Source organism: Azospirillum sp. (genome assembly GCF_035627195.1).
Taxonomy (GTDB): Bacteria; Pseudomonadota; Alphaproteobacteria; order Azospirillales; family Azospirillaceae; genus Azospirillum.
Genome location: NZ_DASPMG010000436.1, coordinates 11,814 through 32,174, shown reverse-complemented (window position 1 = coordinate 32,174; position 20,361 = coordinate 11,814). Strand labels below are relative to the sequence as shown.

19 protein-coding genes are annotated in these 20,361 nt (G+C 65.8%); 1 reads left to right on the top strand and 18 read right to left on the bottom strand.

Annotated features, from left to right (window positions below; all coding sequences use genetic code 11):
• Nucleotides 1–300: 300 nt before the first annotated feature.
• From VED21_RS37135 to VED21_RS37070, 14 genes are all read right to left on the bottom strand, one after another.
• Nucleotides 301–2,397 carry an acetate--CoA ligase family protein gene (locus VED21_RS37135; protein WP_324891255.1) on the bottom strand — a complete coding sequence of 699 codons (2,097 nt, stop codon included), beginning with the start codon at nucleotides 2,395–2,397 and terminating at the stop codon, nucleotides 301–303.
• Nucleotides 2,394–3,386, bottom strand: a complete 993-nt coding sequence (locus VED21_RS37130) for a branched-chain amino acid ABC transporter permease (RefSeq protein ID WP_324891253.1) — start codon at nucleotides 3,384–3,386, stop codon at nucleotides 2,394–2,396. Before VED21_RS37130 ends, VED21_RS37135 begins: the two co-directional genes overlap by 4 nt.
• Complete coding sequence (locus VED21_RS37125; RefSeq protein WP_324891251.1) at nucleotides 3,386–4,252, bottom strand: branched-chain amino acid ABC transporter permease; 867 nt, start codon at nucleotides 4,250–4,252, stop codon at nucleotides 3,386–3,388. The genes VED21_RS37130 and VED21_RS37125 overlap by 1 nt, the downstream gene beginning before the upstream one ends.
• 7 nt (nucleotides 4,253–4,259) lie before the next feature.
• The gene (locus VED21_RS37120) at nucleotides 4,260–4,964 is read right to left on the bottom strand and encodes an ABC transporter ATP-binding protein (protein ID WP_324891249.1); all 705 of its coding nucleotides are present in this window, start codon (nucleotides 4,962–4,964) and stop codon (nucleotides 4,260–4,262) included.
• Nucleotides 4,957–5,736 (bottom strand): ABC transporter ATP-binding protein, encoded by a 780-nt coding sequence (locus VED21_RS37115; protein WP_324891247.1) that lies wholly within the window; start codon nucleotides 5,734–5,736, stop codon nucleotides 4,957–4,959. The genes VED21_RS37120 and VED21_RS37115 overlap by 8 nt, the downstream gene beginning before the upstream one ends.
• 10 nt (nucleotides 5,737–5,746) lie before the next feature.
• On the bottom strand, nucleotides 5,747–6,961 hold the full coding sequence (locus VED21_RS37110) for an ABC transporter substrate-binding protein (protein WP_324891245.1): 1,215 nt from the start codon (nucleotides 6,959–6,961) through the stop codon (nucleotides 5,747–5,749).
• A gap of 48 nt (nucleotides 6,962–7,009) precedes the next feature.
• A complete protein-coding gene (locus VED21_RS37105; protein ID WP_324891243.1) occupies nucleotides 7,010–7,285 on the bottom strand; it encodes a hypothetical protein in 276 nt (91 codons plus the stop codon).
• A complete protein-coding gene (locus tag VED21_RS37100; protein WP_324891241.1) occupies nucleotides 7,282–7,662 on the bottom strand; it encodes a MaoC family dehydratase in 381 nt (126 codons plus the stop codon). The genes VED21_RS37105 and VED21_RS37100 overlap by 4 nt, the downstream gene beginning before the upstream one ends.
• A gap of 11 nt (nucleotides 7,663–7,673) precedes the next feature.
• The gene (locus VED21_RS37095; protein WP_324891239.1) at nucleotides 7,674–8,057 is read right to left on the bottom strand and encodes a hypothetical protein; all 384 of its coding nucleotides are present in this window, start codon (nucleotides 8,055–8,057) and stop codon (nucleotides 7,674–7,676) included.
• Nucleotides 8,051–8,461, bottom strand: a complete 411-nt coding sequence (locus VED21_RS37090) for a Zn-ribbon domain-containing OB-fold protein (protein WP_324891237.1) — start codon at nucleotides 8,459–8,461, stop codon at nucleotides 8,051–8,053. Before VED21_RS37090 ends, VED21_RS37095 begins: the two co-directional genes overlap by 7 nt.
• Before the next feature lies 1 nt (nucleotide 8,462).
• Nucleotides 8,463–9,548: a thiolase family protein gene (locus tag VED21_RS37085; RefSeq protein WP_324891235.1), complete on the bottom strand. Its 1,086-nt coding sequence runs from the start codon at nucleotides 9,546–9,548 to the stop codon at nucleotides 8,463–8,465.
• Nucleotides 9,549–9,610: 62 nt separating this feature from the next.
• On the bottom strand, nucleotides 9,611–10,447 hold the full coding sequence (locus tag VED21_RS37080) for an enoyl-CoA hydratase/isomerase family protein (protein ID WP_324891233.1): 837 nt from the start codon (nucleotides 10,445–10,447) through the stop codon (nucleotides 9,611–9,613).
• Nucleotides 10,448–10,450: 3 nt separating this feature from the next.
• A complete protein-coding gene (locus tag VED21_RS37075) occupies nucleotides 10,451–11,587 on the bottom strand; it encodes an acyl-CoA dehydrogenase family protein (RefSeq protein WP_324891232.1) in 1,137 nt (378 codons plus the stop codon).
• Nucleotides 11,588–11,616: 29 nt separating this feature from the next.
• Nucleotides 11,617–12,387 carry an IclR family transcriptional regulator gene (locus tag VED21_RS37070; protein ID WP_324891230.1) on the bottom strand — a complete coding sequence of 257 codons (771 nt, stop codon included), beginning with the start codon at nucleotides 12,385–12,387 and terminating at the stop codon, nucleotides 11,617–11,619.
• A gap of 631 nt (nucleotides 12,388–13,018) precedes the next feature.
• Between VED21_RS37070 and VED21_RS37065 the strand changes: the two genes are divergently transcribed.
• Complete coding sequence (locus VED21_RS37065) at nucleotides 13,019–14,206, top strand: ABC transporter substrate-binding protein (protein ID WP_324891228.1); 1,188 nt, start codon at nucleotides 13,019–13,021, stop codon at nucleotides 14,204–14,206.
• A gap of 67 nt (nucleotides 14,207–14,273) precedes the next feature.
• Here VED21_RS37065 and VED21_RS37060 read toward each other — a convergent pair whose 3' ends face one another.
• The 4 genes from VED21_RS37060 to dmpG all read right to left on the bottom strand — a co-directional run bounded on the left by VED21_RS37060 (nucleotide 14,274) and on the right by dmpG (nucleotide 20,358).
• On the bottom strand, nucleotides 14,274–16,085 hold the full coding sequence (locus VED21_RS37060; protein ID WP_324891226.1) for a sigma 54-interacting transcriptional regulator: 1,812 nt from the start codon (nucleotides 16,083–16,085) through the stop codon (nucleotides 14,274–14,276).
• A 220-nt stretch (nucleotides 16,086–16,305) separates the two neighbouring features.
• On the bottom strand, nucleotides 16,306–18,009 hold the full coding sequence (locus VED21_RS37055) for a methyl-accepting chemotaxis protein (RefSeq protein ID WP_324891275.1): 1,704 nt from the start codon (nucleotides 18,007–18,009) through the stop codon (nucleotides 16,306–16,308).
• 437 nt (nucleotides 18,010–18,446) lie between these two features.
• Complete coding sequence (locus tag VED21_RS37050) at nucleotides 18,447–19,292, bottom strand: alpha/beta hydrolase (protein WP_324891224.1); 846 nt, start codon at nucleotides 19,290–19,292, stop codon at nucleotides 18,447–18,449.
• 37 nt (nucleotides 19,293–19,329) lie between these two features.
• A complete protein-coding gene (gene dmpG, locus VED21_RS37045) occupies nucleotides 19,330–20,358 on the bottom strand; it encodes a 4-hydroxy-2-oxovalerate aldolase (protein WP_324891222.1) in 1,029 nt (342 codons plus the stop codon).
• Nucleotides 20,359–20,361 lie beyond the last annotated feature (3 nt).

The window sequence follows — 20,361 nt, the reverse complement described above, 5'->3', positions numbered from 1 at the left end:
GGCTGGCCGCCAAGCGCCCCCCTTTCCGCGGTACGTCGGCAGCATCCGTCAGCGCGCGCCTCACGCTGCGCAGAAGATCCTCCAGCAAGCCCGGACAGTGGTGATCGTCCGCAGGAAGGCCGACGCAGGATTCTCCGTCGCGGATCACCAGCCCCGTCTTCCCATTCATTACAAAGGCAAGAAAGCGCATGGCAATCCTTTCCCAAAACAACACCGATCATCGGGCCGACGGATACACGACGGCCGGCACCGGCCAAGGCCAGCCCCTGAATGCAGGGAGACCGGCCGCGGCGCTTCCGCTCACGGATCGTTCCCGGCAACGGTCAGCAGCGCATCCAGCGCCGCGACCCCGTGCGGTCCGGCGACCAGCGGGTTGATCTCGATCTCCGCCAGACGCCCGTCCGCCAGGAAACGTTCGCAGAGCCCGACGATGGCGTCGGCAAGCGCCTCGACCGGGACGGCGGCGCGGTTTCGAAAGCCGTCCAGCAGCGGCGCGCAGCGCAGTGAGCGGATCAGCCGCACCACCGCCGCCCGGTCCAGCGGCAGCAGGCCCATCGCCACGTCGCCCATGGCCTCCACTTCGACGCCGCCGCGCCCGACCACGACGACCGGGCCGAACACCGAATCCCGCCGGATGCCGACGAGGAATTCCATGTCGAACGGCACCATCTCCTCGACGAGGGTCCCGTCGTAGGGGATGCCGCGCTCCCGCGCCATCGCCTCGAACGACCGGACGGTTTCCATCACCGCGGCGGCGTCCTTCAGCCGCAGCACCACGCCGCCAGCATCGCTCTTGTGCGGCAGGGTCGGGCTTTGCAGCTTGGCGACGAAGGGCGGCGTCAGGCCGGCAAGGCCGTCGGCCCCCTCATCCGGCCGGATCAGCACGCCGCGCGGCAGGGGTACGGCGTGATCGCCGGCGCGCAATAGCGCCTTGCTGTCCCATTCCGTCAGCATGCGGGTGCCACCGTCCGGCTGGATTTGGCTGGGCAGTCCCGTCGGCAGCCTCCGCAAAGCCTGCTGCCGGCGGTCGAAGCGCAGGCTTCCGGCCAGCGCATCGATGGCCGCGGGAATGTCGGCGAACACCGGCAGGCCGGCGTCCTGCAGGCGCCCCACCACCTCGCTGCGCGCCCCGATCCACACCACAACCACGGGCTTGCCCGACGCAGCGCGCGCCGCGCCGATGGCGGCCGCCAGCGTGTCGGCGATGCTCGCCATCAGGCCGACGAACAACACGCAGGCGTCGATCTCCGACGCCTCACCGATGACGGTCAACGTCTTCGACAGCAGGGCCGGGTCCTGGACCACCATGGCAGTCAGGTCGATCGGGTTCTGCGGCTTGGAGAAGACCGGAAGGACGGCCGCGAGCTGCTGCCGGGTCTCGTCGGCGAAGGGCAGGATCTCCATGCCCGCAGCCTCGGCGGCGTCCGCCAGCATGACGCCGGCGCCGCCGGACACCGACAGGACGGCCAGCCGCCGGCCGCGCGGACGCGCGTCGAACAGGAACGGCTTCGCGCGGTCGATCAGCGCCGTCAGGGAGTCGACCCGTTCGATGGCATACTGGTCGAAGAGCGCTTCGTAGAGCGTGTCCTCCCCGGCCAGCGCGCCGGTGTGCGACCGCGCCGCGTCGGCACCCGCCTTGGATCGCCCCGCCTTGATGGCGATGACCGGCTTGCCCGCCTCCGCCAGCCGGCGCGCCACCGCACGAAAGGCTGGCGGGTCCTTGATGTCCTCCATGTAGAGACCGATGACCCTGGTGTCGTCGTCGTCGGCAAGACCGCCCAGGACGTCACCGATGGTGAGGTCACACTCGTTCCCGCTCGACACCCAGGTCGACACGCCGATGCCGGCCTGCGTCACCATGTCGAGCCAGTAAGCGGCCATGGCGCCGCTCTGGCTGACGAAGGCGAAGTGCCCGGGTTTAGGCGGCCGGCCTTCCATCGCCGTGGTGAAGGACGCCACGAGGCCGCTGCGGGCATTGATGACGCCCAGGCAGTTGGGGCCGATGATGGGCACGCCGTGGTGGCGCGACAACTCGGTTAGGCGGCGCTGCCGCTCCGCCCCGTCCGCGTCGAACTCGGCGAAGCCGGAGGAGAAGATCACGAAGCCGCCGACGCCAGCGGCGATGCCTTCGGTGACCGCCTCCTCTACCCGCTCCGCCGCCGTGCCGATGATGGCGAGGTCGACGGGCCGCCCGATCGCCGACAGCGACGGGTAGCTGCGCAGGCCCTGAATTTCGGGCCGGCTGGGATTCACGGGATAGATGTCCCCGTCGAAGCCGATCCCCTGCATGTAGGCGATCGGTCGGCCGGTGAGCTTCGTCGGATCCGACGAGGCGCCGACCACGGCGACGCTGCGCGCGTTCAGGAGGCGACGGACGGCATCACTGCGCACAATCATGGTGTGACTCTTCCCAAGACGATGTGGATACGACTCTTCACCTGCCCGGCGAGCCCGACCAGCCCCTGCGGCGCAAAGCGAATGACGGCGACGAGCAGCACGCCGTAGACGAACAGGTGCAGACCAGGCGTCTGGTCCCCCAGGTTCGAGCGCAGCGCTTCTCCCAAAGGGACGAGAAGCAGCGGCCCGACCAGCGGCCCCCAGATGGTGCCGGAGCCGCCCACGACGGTGAACAGAATGACCTCGATGACGAGCGTAAGGCCGGCGAAGGTATGCGGCTCGACGAACTGCAGGTACTGGGCATAGAAGGTGCCGCCGAGCGCCGTGAAGAAGGCGCTGATGCCCATTGCCGCCATCTTGTAGCGCAGCACGTGGATGCCCACGCCCAGCGACGCCCGCTCGTTGTCGCGGACGCCGCGCAGGTAGAGGCCGAGCCTGGAGTCGTAGACCGCGATCGTGAACAGCAGCACGGCCGCGAGATGCGCCAGGATCACGTAGTAATAGGTGGAATCGCTGCGGAACTGGTACATGGCGGGCGTGCCGCGGATCGGCAGGGACAGCCCGCGGCTGGCACCGAGCACGTCGAGGGTGGACGCCAGCAGGTAGCCCAGCATGCCGAGCGCCAGCGTGACCAGGGCGAAGGATAGCGGCGGCAGCTCGTAGCGCAAGCTCAGCCACGCGATCCCGACGCCCATCAAAGCCGCCACCGCCCCGCCGGCGAACATCCCGATCCAAGGCGTCACGCCGAAAGTGAGCGAAAGCAGGGTCGAGGTGTAGGCACCGGCCGCCACGAAGAGGCTGTGGCCGATGCAGAACTGTCCGGCGATCCCGCCGACGATGTTCCAGGACAGGCAGAGATAGGCGAACAGCAGGGTGATGATGGCGGTGTTGACCCAACTGCCGGGACCGAGGATCGGCAGAAGGGTGGCGGCGATCAGCACGAGGACGGCGGCCGGCAGCCGGTGCCGCAGGGGATCGGCGGCAGTCATCAGCGTTCTCCCAACAGGCCGTGCGGCCGGAACAGCAGCACCAGCACGAGGATGAGGTAGGGGATCATGGCGCCAGCGGTTCCGCCCAGCATCAGGCTGCCGACGCCCTCGGCGACGCCGATCGCCAAGCCGCCGACCAGCGAGCCGATGAAATGGCCGATGCCACCGAACACCATCACGATCAGGGCGACCAGCGTGAAGTCAAGCCCGCTGGATGGCGTCACCGAGAACTGCGCCACAGTCAGCGCCCCCGTGATGCCAAGCAGGCCAATTCCGAGCGCGAACGCCAGCGTCTGCACCCGCCGGATCGGAATGCCCATGAGGGCGGCGGCGTTGCCGTTCTGCGCAATGGCGCGGATCTGCCGCCCGAAGTCGGTGCCCATCAACATGGCGTACAGCAGGATCGACAGCGCCACCGCGCACACGGCGCCGACGACCAACGGCATCGGCAGGATGACGCCGAGGAACTCCAGATGCCGGTTGCTGAGGAACGTCGGCACGCTGCGCTGGTCGCCGCCGAACAGCATGAGCAGCATGTTCTGCTGCACGAACACGAGCCCCAGCGTCAGTTGAGCCCCCGCCAAGTGTCCGCCCGCCAGCACCGGCCGCACGAGGCGGGTGAAGGTCAGCGCGCCGATTGCGGCCAGGGCGGGAAACAGCAACGGCGCCGACAGGTAGGGGTCGGCCCCGGTTAGCTCGAACAGCAGCATGGCGCCGAACATGGACAGAACCATGAAGTCGCCATGCGCGAAGTTGAGCAGGCCGCAGGTGCTGAAGATGAGCGTCATCGACAGCGCGACCAGCGCGTAGATCGCCCCCATCAGCAGGCCCTGAACGGTGGCCTGGGCAATGATGTCAATCGGCATGGCGTCCTCACAATCCGAGATAGGCTTTGCGGACCAGCGGATCGTCGGCGAGCTGCTCCGCGCTGCCCGTCAGGGCGATCCGCCCGTTCTCGATGACGTAGCCGCGCGTCGACACGGCCAGCGACAGGCGGACGTTCTGCTCGACCAGAAGCATCGTCAGCCCGTCGCCGTTCAGCCGCTTCAAGGCGCGGAAGGTTTCTTGGACCATCAGCGGCGACAGGCCGAGCGATGGTTCGTCGAGGATCAGCAGGTCCGGCATCGCCATCAGCCCGCGGCCGATGGCCAGCATCTGCTGCTCGCCTCCCGACAGCGTGCGCGCATGCTGACCACTGCGTTCCTGCAAGCGCGGAAAAAGGTCGAAAACCCGCCGCAGCGTGTCGTCGCGCTTCGGCCGTGCCCGGGGGTTGGAGGCCCCCAGCAGCAGGTTCTCCAGCACGGTCATGCGGGGGAAGACCATGCGGCCCTCCGGCACCAGGCTGATGCCGGCGGTGACCGCGGCCTCGCAGCCGCGCCCCGCCAGCTCGGTGCCGTTGAAGGAAACGTGTCCCGCCGTCGGAGCCAGGAGCCCGGAAATGCACTTCATCAAGGTCGTCTTGCCGGCGCCGTTGACGCCGACGAGCGCCACCATCTCGCCCGTCCCGACGTTCAGCGACACGTCCTGCAACACGACGATGTTGCCGTAGGAGGCGGATACCGCGTGAACGTCAAGCAAGATCCACCTCCCGGCCGAGGTACACGTCGATGACGTGCGGGTCGTTCGCCACCGCCTTGGGCAGCCCCTCGGCGATCACCTTGCCGGCGGCGATCACGACGATGCGGTCGCTGACGTTCATGATCACGTCCATGATGTGCTCGACCAGCAGGAAGGTGACGCCCTCGTCGCGCAACGCGCGGATCAGCGCCACGACGCGCTGCGTCTCCGCCGGCCGCAGGCCGGCCATCACCTCATCGAGCAGCACCAACTGCGGCCCGGTCGCCAGCGCCTTTCCAATTTCCAGGGCCTTCTGGTCCGGCAGGGTCAACTGGCTGCAACGCAGGCTCCCCTTGGTCGCCAGACCGATCTTGGTGCAAACCTCGTGGGCGACCGCCCGGGCGGCCTTCATCGTGTGCCGGACCGACGCGGCCATGGTGAGCACCTCCAGCACCGTCAGCGAGGGGAAGACCTCGACGATCTGGAAGGTCCGCGCCAACCCCATCCGGCAGACCTGCGCCGGGTTCCTGCCGTCGATCCGCGCACCGCGGAAACGCACCGTCCCGGCATTCGGCGACAGGAAGCCCGACAGCATCTGGAAGACGGTGGTCTTGCCGGCGCCGTTCGGGCCGATCAGGCCGACGATCTCGCCGGGCTGCACGGCAAGCGTCACGCCGTCCACCGCCCGAAGCCCGCCGAACTGCTTCACAAGGCCGTCGGCCACGAGGATCCCAGGCGAGCCTCCCCCGTCGGCCCCGAGCGCGCCCGGTGCCGTGGTCGTTATTGCGTTCATGGCGCTTCCCCTATTTGAGGATGGGCTGAGCGGAAGCGACCTCGGGCGGGTAGACCAGAACCTTCTCCCCGTTACGCCACTGCACGAACAGCGGCGTTGTCTGGCGCAGCAGGCCGTTCTCGTCAAAGGCCACGTCGCCGCTGATGAAGGGCAGCACATGCTTGGCCGAGCGTGCGGGGACCCGAAGCGCGCGGAAAGCCGCGTTCACCGCGGCGGCGTCGGCGCTGGCCGCCTTTTCGAATGCCTCAACCGCCAGATGAGCCGCCTGTACGCCGAACATGACGCTCTGGTCGATCACCCGCGTCTGCTGCTCCTTCGCCTGGGCAATGGCCGTCTGCATGCCCGGCAGCGCGGCATCGGCGCTGAAGAACGCCAGACCGAAGCTGGCCGTCAGCGTCTTGCGCGCCACCTCGTCCCCCACAAGCCCCCACAGCTTGTCGTCGGAGAAGCCTGCCGAGCCGCCGATCCACACCGGCTTGTCATAGCCGAGATTGAAGCGAGCCCTGTGCAGCAGGACACCATCGGCCAGATACACCGCCGAAATCACGGCATCTGGATCCAGGCTCTTCACCTTGAGGACGATGGGCGTCATATCCTTCACGGTCGGTTCGACCGGAATGGCATCCAGCACCTTCACACCCTGCGCGGTCAGCGCCTCGGCGGCGGCCTTGGACACCACCTGCCCGTAGTCGTTGTTCGCATAGGTGATCGCCACCGTGTTGATCGTCACGCCCCGCCCGCGCAGCCACCTCACCAAGTCGCCATAGCCTTCGCCGAACTTCGCGGCAGGAATGGAAAGGGTCGCGAAGTACGGCGTCTTGGGAATCACCGTGGTTTGCAGTCCCACCCCACCGACCTGATAGCGGTCTGCCACGGGCATGAAGGTTTCCGCCTCGGGCGTGGAATAGGGGCCCAGGATGAACGACACCCGGTCGTCCGCCATCAGCTTGCGCGCCTGCAGCGATGTCTTGGCCGGGTCGGAGCCAGTGTCGGCGGTGACGAGGACCACCTTGGCCCCACCCAGGCTCTTGATGCCACCCCCGGCGTTGACCTGCTTGATGACCAGATCGACGCCGCGCATGACGCTGGCGCCGCTCTCGGCATAGCGGCCGGTCAGCGGCATCAGCAGCCCGAGCTTCACGTCCTGGGGCTGCGCGACGGCACCGCCTGCTCCAATGAGCAGCGCCAGCGCGGCAAACGACACGCGCTTCAACAGGCTTTTCATGGATCGTCTCCTTCCCTTTTCGGTGTTGTTCGGCACCGGGTTTTCTTTTCAGTTGTGCCTCTTGCAGTCCCACGCGCCGTCGTCCGGCAGCGCCTTCAGCTTGTGGCGTTCGATCTCGCGCTTCGTCACGGAGCGGGGAAACTCGTCGGCGAAGGCGATGAACCGCGGGATCTTGAAGGCAGACATCCGCCCCACACACCAGCGCACGATGGTGGCGGCGAGCACCCTCGTCATTGCGGTGCCGAGGGCATTCATCTTTTCCGCGCGGTTCAGCGTGAGGCGGCGAACGCCGCCGTCGTCGTGGATGAGAACAGCTTCGGTCATGGCGCGGCTTTCCCCTGGCAGGTCACGTGACCGACGATCACGTCCTCGCCCTTCTGGTTGCGCACCCAAACGTCATAGCCGGCATCGTCCGAGCGCCGCTGGCCGCCAGCGGTCACCACGTCGCTCTCGCGCACGGGGCGCACGAACCGGACCCGCAGATCGGCATGATCGACGAAGTCGTCGCCCAGGCTGGCGCGCAGCGACTGCCAGATGAAGTTCAAGGACAGCATGCCGTGGGCGATGATGCCGCCCATCGGCGTCTGCCGCGCGAAGTCGGGATCGACGTGGATCGGATTGAAGTCCTCGGTGATTTCGGCGTAGAGCTGGATCGCGGAGCGGTCGACGCACCGGGACACGGGGTGCAGGTGTTCGGACATGCGCATCTCCTTCACGCGGCCCACAGAATGCTCATGCGCCCACGGAAGCGGACGCCGCCGTCGGTACCGGTTGTCTCCGTGGCGAAGTCGATCCAGCGGCGGTCGCGCTTCAGCTCCTTGCCGGCGCAGGTCAGCGCGGTGACCAGCCTTTCGCCCAGCCGCGGGAGGCGAATCACCTGGAACTGCTGGGCACCATGGACATTGCCGGGCGGGCGAGGCTGCAGGATCTCGGCATAAGCGCGCATGGTCACCGCCGCCATCATGCCGGCCGGCATGCGGTCGCCGTCCGCATCGTCGGGAAAGAGCCGCAGCCAACGTCCCAACAGACCGTCGTCGAGGACCAGCTCGCGCCGCCCCATCTCCGCGCCGACCGGCATGCTGTCGAAGGTCAGCATCGGCCGTCCTCCAGCGGACGGACCTGCGGCAGCGCTCCGCCGCCGGCGGCCGGCTCGAAGAACGCGCCGACCCGCAGGCCGATGCGCAGATCCCCGGCCGGGCAGCCCCGCAGGTTGACCATCATCCGGAACCCTTCGTCGAAGTCGACCAGGGCGATGACGTAAGGAACGTCGTCCTTGAAGGCCGGCGTCGGCGCCCGGTGAACCACCGTGTAGCTGTACACCGTCCCAGTTCCCGCCGAGGGGCGCCATTCGGGCGCACGGCTCCGGCAGCGGACGCAGAAGAAGCGCGGAGGAAACTGCACATGCCCGCATGCGGAACAGCACTGGTGGAGCAGCACGCCGTCGGCGCAGCCCTGCCAGAAGGCGGCGGTTTCCGCTGTGACCCTGGGTTGGGTGCCCATCTCACGCCCTCCCCAGCACAAGCGAGCAATGCGCGGACAGGATGCCGCCGTCACCGTGCACGAAGGCGACCTCGGCGCCGTCGACTTGGCGCCCCTCGGCCTGCCCGCGCAGCTGGCGCACCGCCTCGACCACGTGGAACATGCCGCCGGCAGCGCCGGAATGGCCGTAGGACAGCAGGCCACCGTGCGTGTTGCAGGGCAGCACGCCGCCAAGATCCAGGGCGCCCTCCAGCACGGCCGGACCGGCCTCCCCCTTCTTGAAGAAGCCGATGGATTCCAGCTCGGCCAGCAGGGTGATGGTGAAGCTATCGTAGATCTCGGCGACGTCCACGTCGGCCGGAGTCAGCCCGGCCATGGCGAAGGCCTGGGCGGAGGATTGCTTGCAGCCGAACTCGGTCAGCGTCGGCATGCCGATCACATGCTCATGGGTGTTCATCTGTCCGTACCCGAGGATGGAAACCGGTCTGGAAGGGCGGTCCGCCACGGTGTCCGCCGCGCTGACCACCACCGCGGCCCCGCCGTCGGAGATCAGGCAGCAGTCGAACAGACGCAGCGGGTCGGCGATCAGGCGCCCCGCCATCGCCTGCTCGAGGCTCAACGGGTCGCGGGCCTGGGCCTTGGGGTTCCGGCGGGCGTGAGCGCGATGCGCGACGGCCACCCCGGCGAGATGCTCGGGCGTGACGCCCCACTCGTGCATGTAACGGCGCGCCACCAGCCCGTAGGCGGCGGGGATGCTGATGCCAAAGGGACGCTCGAACTGTGGATGGCCGACCTCGGACAGCGCGGCCACGGCCCCGTCCCGGCTCATCCCGGTCAACCGGTTGTCGCCGCACACGGCCAGCACGTGCCGGCACACCCCGGCGCTGACCAGCGCCGCCGCCTGCATGATGGTGGCGCAGGCCGTCGCCCCGCCCGCCTGCACGGCGGCGCTGTAGGACGGCCTGATTCCAAAGTATTCGCAGAACACCGACGACAGCATCAGGTGCGGCTCGCTCAGCGAATACGCGCACAGCACACCGTCGATGTCGCCCGCACGCAGCCCCGCATCTTCCAGGGCCGCCTGGGCGGCCTCGGCGTGCAGGGACATGCAGCTGCTTCCTTCCAACCGGCCCACGGCGGTGTCCGCGGCGCCCGTAATGACAGCGTTCCTCACGGCTTGTTCTCCTTCGCGTCCTGCCCCGCCACCTGTTCCGTCATGGCGTCCCAGTCGAACGGCAGCGGCCGTTTGCCGAGGAACGTGGCGACGGCATCGCGGTGATGATCGCTCTCGATGGCGACGGCCTGCGCATAGGCTTCGAGATCGGCCAGCGCCCGCTGGTCGAGGTGGAAAGACTGGTTGAGGATGGTCTTGGCCATGCCGATGGCGTCCGTGGACGCGTGCCGGAAGCGCCCGGCAAACGCCAGCGCCGTGTCCTGAAGTTCCCCCTCCGGTATGATGCCGTAGGCGATGCCCAGGGTCTTCGCCTCCTCCGCCCCGACCACCCGAGCGGTGAGGACGATGTCCTTCGCCTTCTGCAAGCCGACGATGCGCGGCAGCAGGAAGAAGCCGCCGAGGTCCGGCACCAGGCCGATGCGCTCGAACACGGCGCAGAAACGGGCGCGCGGCGTGCACAGAATGAAATCGGCGGCAAGCGCAAGGTTGAAGCCGGCCCCGAAGGCCGGGCCGTCGACCGCGGCGACAACCGGCTTTTCCAGGTTGACGAGCTGTTCGAACCAGTGATGAAGCCGACGCACGCGATGACGGTTGGCGACCGCCCCGCGGCGTTCGGCGCTGAGGCTGCGCAGATCGCCGCCGGCGCAGAAGGCGCCGCCGGCCCCCGTGATCACGACCGCCTTCACGTCGGCATCGTCGCGCGCCGCGACCACCGCCCGGCCGATCTCCTCCCGCAGGTCGAGATCGAGCGCGTTGCGGGTCTCCGGGCGGTTCAGCGTCAGCCGCGCCACCCCGTCCAGCACCTCGTATCGGAGAATGGTATCCGTGCTCATAGCTCACAGCTCCAGCGAGCGGGCAATGATGTTGCGCTGGATCTCGCTGGTCCCTTCGCCGATGACGTAGACCAGCGCGTCGCGGTGGAAGCGGCCGACCGGGAACTCCCGCATGATGCCGGCACCGCCCAGGATGCGGATCGCCGCCTCGGTCACGCGCACCGCACACTCGCTGGCGACCAGCTTCACCTTGGACGCGGTCGCCGCGTCGATCGTGCCCTGGTCGACGCGCCAGGCGCCGTAATAGACCAGCCACTTGGCCGCCTCGATGTCGGCCGCCATGTCGGCGAGCTTGTGCGCGATGGCCTGGAAGCGTCCAATCGACTGGCCGCGCACCTGCCGCTCGCGCGCGTAGCGGGTCGCCGCCTCGAAGGCGCCGCGCGCGATACCGATGCAGTTGGCGGCCACACCGACCCGGTTCTCCGACAGGCTGTCGATGATGATCGGGTAGGTGCCGAGCTTGCCGCCGAGCAGCGCCTCCTCGGGAACGAACACCTCGTCGAAATGGATGAGCCCGGTTTCCGAAGCGCGGATGCCCTCCTTCTCCAGCTTGTGGACGTCCACTCCCGGACAGGGCAAGTCGACGAGGAATAGGCTGACGGCGTCCGGGGTCAGCTCCGGCCGGGTGCGGGCCGCCACGGTCAGGAAATCCGCGCAGGGCGCATTCGTGATGTACAGCTTGGAACCGGTGATGCGGAAGCCGCCGGGCACGGCCTGGGCGCGGGTGCGCATGGCACGGATGTCCGATCCGCCATCGGGCTCCGACAAGGCGAAGCCGCCGATGCGCTCGCCGCGCAGGCCGGGCTCGAAATAGCGCGCACGCTGGTCGGGCGTACCGGCCCGCCAAATAGGCCACAGCGCCAGGTGGGTGTGGGCCGACCACGCCGATGCGAACCCTTGGCTAACCCGGCTCAATTCCTCGCGGACGATGCAGTCGGCGATCTTGTCGAATCCGCTGCCGCCATCCTCGACGGGGTAGCGGACACCGAGCAGCCCAAGCTCGCCCCAACGCAGGAAGACGTCCTTGGGGAAGCGCTCGCTTTCCTCGGCGTCACGGACGAGCGGCGCGATCTCGGTTTCCGCAAAGCGGCGGACCGTATCCCGCACCTGCTCGTGCTCGGCGCTAAAGGTGAAATCCATGACGGTGCTCCATTCAACGGTCTGTCTTTTCAAGTACCCAGGCGCAGAGGTGCGCCGGCGAGAAGCGCCTGAATGCGTTGCGTCGTTTCGCGAAGATCCGCCCCCATGTCGGCGGTGGAGTCGGGCGGACACTGGGCGCTCAGCGCCACCGCGGAAATAGCGAGGATGGGACGCTTTGCCGTGTCGAGAACGGCACTGGAGATGGTCGTGATACCGCGGACGAAATGGTCACGGTCCACCGCGTAGCCGGCACGCCGCGCGTCCTCGACCTCCGCCAGGAACCGATCGAAGGGCGGGAGATTGTCGCTGCGCAGTTCGGCGTACATCGCGCGCAGTTCCTCCGGCCGGAAGTCGGCATACCCCGCCATGCAGCGGCCGAGGGCGCCGACGAGGATCGGCAGGCGCTGGCCGACGCGCATGTGGATCTGCACGACCGACCCGGACTGGGACAGGTCCACCAGCAATACCCTCGACCGGCTGACGCGCAACCACAGCGTCGTCGTCACGCGCCAGTGCGCCGCGAACCGTTCGAGTTCGGGATGGACCAGGCGCAGGTAGCCGACCTGATCGAGCGCGCCGCTCGCCAGCTCCACGAGCCCAGGCCCCAGCATGTAGGTCTTGCTGGCCGGATCGAAGCTGACCAGCCCTTCCCCCGCCAACGTCTTCAGGATGTTGAAGCAGGTGCTGACGTTGAGGTCGAGGCTGCGGGCGATCTGGTTGTTCGGAGCCGGCGCCGGCTGCGCCGCAAGGTAGCGCAGAATGGCGACCGCGCTCAGCACCGCGCCCACGGGCTTACCCACAGAAATTCCGGAAGCATCGGCACTCAATTGGCGCCTCCCCTAAATTCTCTATTGAGAATTCAATTCTCTTAGATGAATATTGGTACCGGCCATAGGTGGCGGAGTCAAGCGGCGACTGCCACAGCAGAAGCGGGATAGCCAAACGACCGGTTAAATGCCGGGGGCATTCGAGCCGGATTCTCCGCGAGCCCCCCCTGCAAGGCCGGCGATCCGCAGCCGGCCCATATTCATGAATGGTCCGTCATAGAAATTTCGCCGCGACTCGGGGCTGAGATTCGTAGCCGATCTCGGCACCGGCTTGGCACTTTCCGGCTCATGCGGCCACACTGATTGCATCCTCAACTCGTTGCGTATATGGTTTGTGACTCATGATTCGCAATTATGCCTCGTGCCGAGTACCGCACACCCCATCACGAAAGCCGAAGCGCCTGGACGGGAGTCCGGCGCTTGAGCCTTGGCCAGCATTCATGGTGATCGCGGAGCACGATTGCTTGGAAGAACCCAGAACTGGCCTCAGTGGCTGCAATCGTCTTTAAGCATCGCAAACACCACGCTCAGAATTCGATCGTCCAGAAACACAGCAAAGGAGACGCCCGCAATGCGTACGAGTGCGATCATCGGATCCCTGGCCGTGGCAACCGCCATCCTGGGCACGCAATCAATCATGGCCGCCGAAAGCGGACCCGTGTCAGGAGGGACCGTCAAAATCGCCGTTCTGACCGATCTCTCGGGTGTCAATTCCGCCGCCAGCGGTTCCGGCGTGACGGAGGCCGTGCGCATGGCCGTCGAGGACTTTGGCGGCAAGGTCCTGAACTCACCGATCGAAATCCTGACCGCCGATCACCAGAACAAGACCGACGTGGGCGCCAACATCGCCAACAAATGGCTCGACGTCGACGACGTCGATGTGATCGTCGACGTCCCCAACTCGGCCGTCGCCCTAGCGGTCCAGGACATCGCGAAGCGGAAGGGCCGCGTCTTCATCGCGGGCGGCGCCAGCATCGCCGACCTGACCGGCGCCGCCTGCTCGCCCACCGGCATCCACTACATATACGACACCTACTCAATGGCCGGCACTGCGGCCGCGGCGGCCGTGCAGCAGGTAGGGAAGAGTTACTATTTCCTGACCGTCGATTATGCCTTCGGCCACGCCATCCAGCAGTCCCTCAGTACCTTCCTGAAGGCCGCCGGGGCCACCATCGTCGGCGGCGTTCGTCATCCGCTGGGCGCCCAGGATCTGTCATCGTTCCTTCTCCAGGCGCAGGCAAGCCCAGCCGAAGTCATCGTGCTTGTCAGCGGCGGCACCGATACCCTCAACGCCATCAAGACCGCCAAGGAATTCGGGATCACGTCGGACAAGAAGCTGCTCGCCCTGATGATGGTCGAGCCCGACATCCACGGCCTTGGCCTCGAAAACGCCCAGGGCATGCTGCTGCCGTCGCCGTTTTTCTGGAGCCGAACCCCGGAAAGCACCGCCTGGTCGCGAACGTTCTTCGCCAGGACCGGCAAGATGCCGTCGTTCATCCAGGCTGGCGCGTACTCCTACACCATGCATTACCTCAAGGCGATCCAGGCCGCCGGGACCGACGAGGGCAAAGCGGTCGTGGCCAAAATGAAGGAGACGCCAATCGACGACTGGTTCGCCAAGGGCACGATCCGCCCCGATGGTCGCATGGTCCATGACATGTATCTGGTGCGGGTCAAAGCGCCGGCGGCGTCGAAGGAGCCATGGGACTATTTCGAATTGGTCGACACGATTCCCGGTGATACGGCCTTCCGGCCCATGAACAAGGGTGGTTGCCCCTTGGTTGATCCGTAAGTTGGGCACCGGCCAGGCACCTGCGATATGACCGGAGCCTGGCCGGATGCCGTGCTTCCAGCTTCCTTCAGCGCGGCAGTTTTTTGGCGCGGTAGTACATCTGTGCGCGGCTGACGCCGAGCATGGATGCCGCCTTTCCCATGTTCCCGTCCGACAACTGGACCGCCGCCCGCACCAGCGCCTCTTCAACGGTGTTCAAAGAGCCCGCGCCGTTCTTCAGGATCATACGCGCCCATTCGGCGATGTCGTCCTCGGAAACCTGAGGGTCCCCGCCGTCGTAGTTGCTGTCCAGCAGATCCACGCCTTCCACCAGCGATCCCATGTCGCTGAGGTACAGCAGGCCGCTGGCCTCGAACGAGGCGTCGACGCTGGAGAGGTGGCGAACATCGAGAGCCTCTCCGTCCTCAGCCAGGATTACCCCCCGCTCAATGACGTTCTCGAACTCACGGATGTTGCCCGGCCAGGAGTGAGACAGGATGGCCTGTAGCGCCTTCGGCGTGACGCCACTCACGGAGCAGCCATGCGCACGCGAGAACTTATCAATGAAGTGCTCAAGCAGCGCCGGGATATCGTCTTTTCGGTCTCTCAATGGCGAAATGGTAATGGGAAACACGTTGAGGCGATAGAAAAGATCTTCCCTGAAACGCCCTTCCCTCACCGCCTTCAGCAGGTTTTCGTTTGTTGCGGCGACAATGCGAACGTCGACTTTCTTGGTGCGCGTACTCCCCAACCGCTCCATTTCGCCGGTCTGAAGGACACGTAGGAGCTTCCCTTGCGCCGTCAGGCTGAGCGTAGCCACTTCATCAAGAAACAGCGTGCCGCCATCGGCGATTTCGAACCGGCCGGCCCGGGAATCGCTCGCGCCGGAGAAGGCGCCCTTTTCGACACCGAACAGTTCCGATTCCATCAACTGCTCCGGAATTGCAGCGCAGTTGATCTCGACGAACACTGCGTCCGCGCGGCGGCTGTGGCGATGCACCTCGCGGGCGAACATGCTCTTTCCCACGCCACTCTCGCCCAGGAGCAACACAGTGGCGTTGGTTCGGGCAACGCGCCGCACCTTGTGCATCACCGAGGCGAACGCAGACGACACCCCCACCATACCCCCGTCGGCCGCACCGGCAGGTCGGGGAGCACACCGTGCCACTGGACCTCCCAGACCAGGTCCACCGCTGGACACCGCCACGGGCAGGGACGGCCGCACGACGGTGCGGCCTTCGATGTACTTCAGATCGGCTTCCGGGTCGTCCCATTCGTCGACCGGCTTGGCAACCGCCAAGCAACGCGCCGAGCCCATGGAGCGGCACTCGAGCTCACGAACGAGAATGCGCTTTCCCATTATCGTGCTGAGATAGCCGGAGCTGTAGCCGATCTCCATCCAGCAGCTCGGTCCATGGTTGGGGCCGTATTCAGCAGTGTCGAATTCGTCCTCGACGGAATGCTTCCAGACGAACTCGGCGTAGCACTGTCCCTTGGTGCTGTCGACGTCGAGGCGAAGCGGTTCGACACGGACAATGCCTTGAAGCGCATGGAATTGTCCACCGGCGGCCAACAAGTCCACCATGGAACCGCCGCCGCGAATCTTCCACGCGATGGCAGCGTCGTTGCAACCCGCGATGTATCCGATCCGCGTGAGCACCCCTCGCGTCGCTTCCACGCCGATCATGTCGATCAGTTGCCGGCGCAGCGTTCCAAAGGCATCGGAATGCAACAGGATCATGCGCCGATCATCGAGCCAGATCCGGCCATCGGATGGATTGAAATAAAGCCGCTCCGCCAAGTCCCCGATTTCGGGTTGGCGCACTTCCCGGAGCACACCGGTCAGCGGATAGATCTCTCCTCTCCGAGCATCCAAGGCTGTGCGCGCAGCACGCTCCATGATATTTCCTCCTGGGTTTTTTTGATGGGAGGATTTCGTAATGCCGCGCCGGCTTTGCGGTTGGATGCGGCATTGGTCTGCGGCGGTGCATTATTGGTTCGCACTTCGCCGTCACCGCCCCCCTTGTCGCGTATAGTTTACCCCCCTTGTCGCGTATAGTTTAGCAGATGCTCACGCGTGTTTCTACGCCGCTCCGTCCCACCGGGGCTCCCCCCACCATCTACATCGCGCGAACTTTCTTGAGAAAATCATCGATCTCAAGACGCAGCCGGTCCGCCTCGGCGGACAGAGAGGATGCGCATTCCAGGACATCCGCCGCGATCGACTGAGCGGTTGATGCTGCGTTGGTCATGCCGACAACCGTGTGGGTCACGTCACGGGACGCTTCTGCGGCTTGGCGGACGCTGCCGGCGATGTCCTCGGTCGCGGTGGCCTGGTGCTCCACCGCGGAAACGATGGCGGTGGATGACCCGTCGACCTCGCCGATCCGCGCCGCGATGCCATTGATGGCCGAAACGACATCCCCGGTCGCAGCCTGCACCGCCGAAATATGGACGGAGATATCACCCGTGGCCTTGGCCGTCTGCATCGCCAACCCCTTAACCTCGCCCGCCACGACGGAGAAACCCTTGCCGGCCTCGCCGGCTCTGGCGGCCTCTATGGTCGCGTTCAACGCCAGCAGGTTCGTTTGCTTTGCGATCGCATCGATCAGCTTCACGATCTCGCCGATCTGACCCGTGACCCGCATCAGGTCCTTGACCATTCCATCGGCGCGCCCGGCTTCCGTGGCGGCAGCACCGGAACTGCTCGCCGCGTAGGCGACCTGCTGGCGGATCTCCGAGATGGAGGCCGTCAGTTGGCTTGCCGTCGCCGACACGGCCTGAACGTTTGCCGATGCCTGCTCCGCAGAAGCCATGAGCATCCGGGCCTGGTTGCTGACCTCTCCGGCGCTTGTCACCATGGCGTGCGCCGCACGTTCCATATCGCCACAGGCAGAGGACACGGAGTGAATCATATCCATCACCGTCCGGTCGAACGCCGCGGCCACCTGTTCCATCGCGCGCGTCTTTTGCTCGGATGCGACGCGACTGGCGCTTTGCTCCGCCGTCAACTGACCGGCCTTGATCATGGTGTCGCGGAAGACCTCCACGGCCTCTGCCATCTGGCCGATCTCGTCTTTGCGCTCCATGGCCGGAATTCGCACGGCGGTGTCGCCCCCCGCCAGATCATACATCGCCCGGGTCATCGCCCGGATCGGACGGACGATGGTGCTCTGGGCGAATATCCATGCCAGCAGCGTCATGCCCACCATCACCGCACCGACGACGACGGCGATAAACATGCTTCGCTCGAACTCCGTCTGAGCGTTGTCCTGGGCGGCACGCGCACTCACGATGCTGTAGTTCAACATCCTCTGCAGCATGCCCTTTGCAACGTCGAAGCTCTGATGCCCGTCCCGCATCAGCAGGGATTCGGCGTCTTCCTTGAGACCGCTCTGGTACGCAAGAAGAACCCTTTCGTTGGCCAGCTTGTAGTAGTCCACCTCTTTCTTGAGAGCCTCGAGCGCGGCCACCTCCATCTGCGACAGCGTCAGCTTCTCATAGCGGCCCACTTCGTCGTTCAGCATCTCGAGACTTTCCGCGATGTCGATTGCCGCGTCTTCACGGCCTGCTTCGTCGTTGGACAGAACATAGCTCGACAGGCGGAGACGATGATTGGAGATCGCAGCATCGATCTGGCCGAGCGAAAACGTCGAGGTCAGCCACTTGGCATGGATTTCCCTCGCAAGTTCATTAACGTCTCCAAAACGCTGCATCATCAGCGCTGTTGCCGATATATTTATAGCAACAACAAGAAAGAACGAGAAGATAATTCTTTTTGCTATGGAAACATACCCAATAGTCCTGGACAACCATCGGCTCATCACCAACATTGGCGAATAAAGGACTTTTGCCGCCACCTTAATATTTTGACTAGTTATCACCAACCCCTCCCCGCGTTAGTTTTTAATCAAATCTATTGCCGGGACAAACATCCAGCGAGTATGACGAAGCTCATGCCATGTCGTGGCTCGCCTCCGCAGGGCTTTATGTTTTTTGCCTTCCTCTACCCCTGACGCCGCATGTCGCGGCGGGCCGAGCAAGCGGGCTTTGCGGAACAGAAGGGGCTCTTTTATTTTATCCCGCCCGGGACGGCAGACGGCAGACGGCAGACGGCGGACGCTGCTTCGATCGCGCACGCATGATCGAAGCAGCAGATCGTCGCGTTCGTTCCTGGTCGTGATGGTCGACCAATCCGGAACAGATCCGTGCGCTGTTTACGCCGCCACGGAAATTTGGAACTGCGTTGAAGAACGCGGCGTCAGTGCTTCAGGAAGTCGACGACCAGCCGGTTGAACAGGTCCGCCTTCTCCCACTGCCCCCAGTGGCCGCACTTGTTGAAGACGTGCAGCTGAGCGCTGGGAATCTGTTTCACCAGGCGGAGGCCGAAATCGAGCGGCACGAACCGGTCTTCGCTCCCCCAGGTGATCAGTGTGTCCGCCTTGATCGCCGGAAGCCGGGCGCTGTGGTCCGAGACGATGCGTCCGCTGACGGCCTCGACGCTCGCCACGAAGTTCTGGCAGTGCTTCTCGCTTCGCCGCAGGTTCTCCAGGCGGTTGTTGAAAAGCTCCTTCGTGATGGAACCCGGGTCGTAGACGAAGACCTCCAGCATGCGCTCCAGGTTCTCCCGAGAGGGCTCCCGGTACAGGTTGAGCAGGTGCCGGATGCCCTCGGCCGGGTGGGGATAGAACACGCTGGAGCCGACGCCACCGGCACCGATCAGAACCTGCTTGGCGATCCGGTCCGGATACTCGAGGGCGAAGCTCAGCGAAACTGCACCGCCCATGGAATTGCCCACCACATGCGCGCGGCCGATGCCCAACACGTCCAGGAAGTCGCGCAGGACGCGGGCGTGGTGGACGTCGCGGGGCTCGGTCACCACGATTTCCGAAGACTTGTTGAAGCCCGGCTGGTCGAGCAGGATGACCCGGTAGCCCGCGTCCACGAAATAGTCGATGTTGCGATGGAAGTTGCCCCACCCGCTCGCGCCGGGGCCAGAGCCATGCAGCATGACGACGACTTCGCCGTCGCCCGCTTCGTTGTAATGCAGATCGAGGTCGCCGACCTTGGCGAACTTGCTCGTGGCGGCTTCGCTCAGCTTAACCATTACCCACTCCCTATCAAGGTTGCACTTGGTGGTTGAATCAGGCCAGCCCACGCTGGCCGGCCATGGTGAGGGCGGCGTCCTCGATCATGTCCTCCTGGCCGCCGACCATGCCGCGTCGCCCCAGTTCCACCAGGATGTCGCGCGCGGGCACGCCGTATTTCGCCTCGGCCCGTTTGGCGAAGAGCAGGAAGGACGAATAGACGCCGGCGAAGCCCAGGGTCAGGGAGTCGCGGTCGACACGGATCGGGTGGTCCATGATCGGCACCACCAGATCCTCCGCCACGTCGGCGATTTTGAAGACGTCGACGCCGGTCTCGACGCCCAGCCGGGCGCAGACGGCGACGAACACCTCCATGGGCGTGTTGCCGGCCCCGGCCCCCAGGCCGGCGGCGGCGGCGTCGATGCGCGTCGCCCCGCACTCCACGGCGGCCACCGAGTTGGCCACGCCCATCGCCAGGTTGTGGTGACCGTGGAAGCCGATTTCCGTCTCCGGCTTCAGCGCGTCCCGCAACGGCGCGATGCGGGCCTTCACGTCATCCGGCAGCATGAAGCCGGCGGAGTCCGTGCAGTAGACGCAGTTGGCCCCGTAGCCCTCCATCAGCTTCGCCTGGGCCAGGATTGTCTCCGGCGGCGCCATGTGGCTCATCATCAGGAAGCCGACGGTGTCCATTCCCATCTTGCGGGCCAGCGCGATGTGCTGCTCCGACACGTCGGCCTCGGTGCAGTGCGTTGCGACGCGGATGGTGTTCACCCCCAGGTCCTTCGCCATGCGCAGGTGGTCGACCGTACCGATGCCCGGCAGCAGCAGCGCCGACACCTTGGCCCGCTTCATCAGGGGAATGACGGCACCCAGGTATTCCTCGTCCGAATGCGCCGGAAAGCCGTAGTTGACGGAGGCGCCGCCCAGCCCGTCGCCGTGGGTCACCTCGATCAGCGGAACGCCCGCCTCGTCCAGCCCCCGGGCGATGCGCTGCATCTGCTCCAGCGTCATCTGATGGCGCTTGGGGTGCATGCCGTCGCGCAACGTCATGTCGTGGACGGTGATCGTCTTGCCGTTCAGGGTCATGTC

Bases quoted from the DNA above. Each gene is read 5' to 3' on its own strand.
- VED21_RS37125 (WP_324891251.1), bottom strand. From the start codon at position 4,252: ATGCCGATTGACATCATTGCCCAGGCCACCGTTCAGGGCCTGCTGATG.
- VED21_RS37085 (WP_324891235.1), bottom strand. From the start codon at position 9,548: ATGTCCCTGCACGCCGAGGCCGCCCAGGCGGCCCTGGAAGATGCGGGG.
- VED21_RS37090 (WP_324891237.1), bottom strand. From the start codon at position 8,461: ATGGGCACCCAACCCAGGGTCACAGCGGAAACCGCCGCCTTCTGGCAG.
- VED21_RS37105 (WP_324891243.1), bottom strand. From the start codon at position 7,285: ATGACCGAAGCTGTTCTCATCCACGACGACGGCGGCGTTCGCCGCCTC.
- VED21_RS37050 (WP_324891224.1), bottom strand. From the start codon at position 19,292: ATGGTTAAGCTGAGCGAAGCCGCCACGAGCAAGTTCGCCAAGGTCGGC.
- VED21_RS37130 (WP_324891253.1), bottom strand. From the start codon at position 3,386: ATGACTGCCGCCGATCCCCTGCGGCACCGGCTGCCGGCCGCCGTCCTC.
- VED21_RS37110 (WP_324891245.1), bottom strand. From the start codon at position 6,961: ATGAAAAGCCTGTTGAAGCGCGTGTCGTTTGCCGCGCTGGCGCTGCTC.
- VED21_RS37080 (WP_324891233.1), bottom strand. From the start codon at position 10,447: ATGAGCACGGATACCATTCTCCGATACGAGGTGCTGGACGGGGTGGCG.
- VED21_RS37115 (WP_324891247.1), bottom strand. From the start codon at position 5,736: ATGAACGCAATAACGACCACGGCACCGGGCGCGCTCGGGGCCGACGGG.
- dmpG (WP_324891222.1), bottom strand. From the start codon at position 20,358: ATGACCCTGAACGGCAAGACGATCACCGTCCACGACATGACGTTGCGC.
- VED21_RS37055 (WP_324891275.1), bottom strand. From the start codon at position 18,009: ATGAGCCGATGGTTGTCCAGGACTATTGGGTATGTTTCCATAGCAAAA.
- VED21_RS37095 (WP_324891239.1), bottom strand. From the start codon at position 8,057: ATGCTGACCTTCGACAGCATGCCGGTCGGCGCGGAGATGGGGCGGCGC.
- VED21_RS37100 (WP_324891241.1), bottom strand. From the start codon at position 7,662: ATGTCCGAACACCTGCACCCCGTGTCCCGGTGCGTCGACCGCTCCGCG.
- VED21_RS37060 (WP_324891226.1), bottom strand. From the start codon at position 16,085: ATGGAGCGTGCTGCGCGCACAGCCTTGGATGCTCGGAGAGGAGAGATC.
- VED21_RS37135 (WP_324891255.1), bottom strand. From the start codon at position 2,397: ATGATTGTGCGCAGTGATGCCGTCCGTCGCCTCCTGAACGCGCGCAGC.
- VED21_RS37075 (WP_324891232.1), bottom strand. From the start codon at position 11,587: ATGGATTTCACCTTTAGCGCCGAGCACGAGCAGGTGCGGGATACGGTC.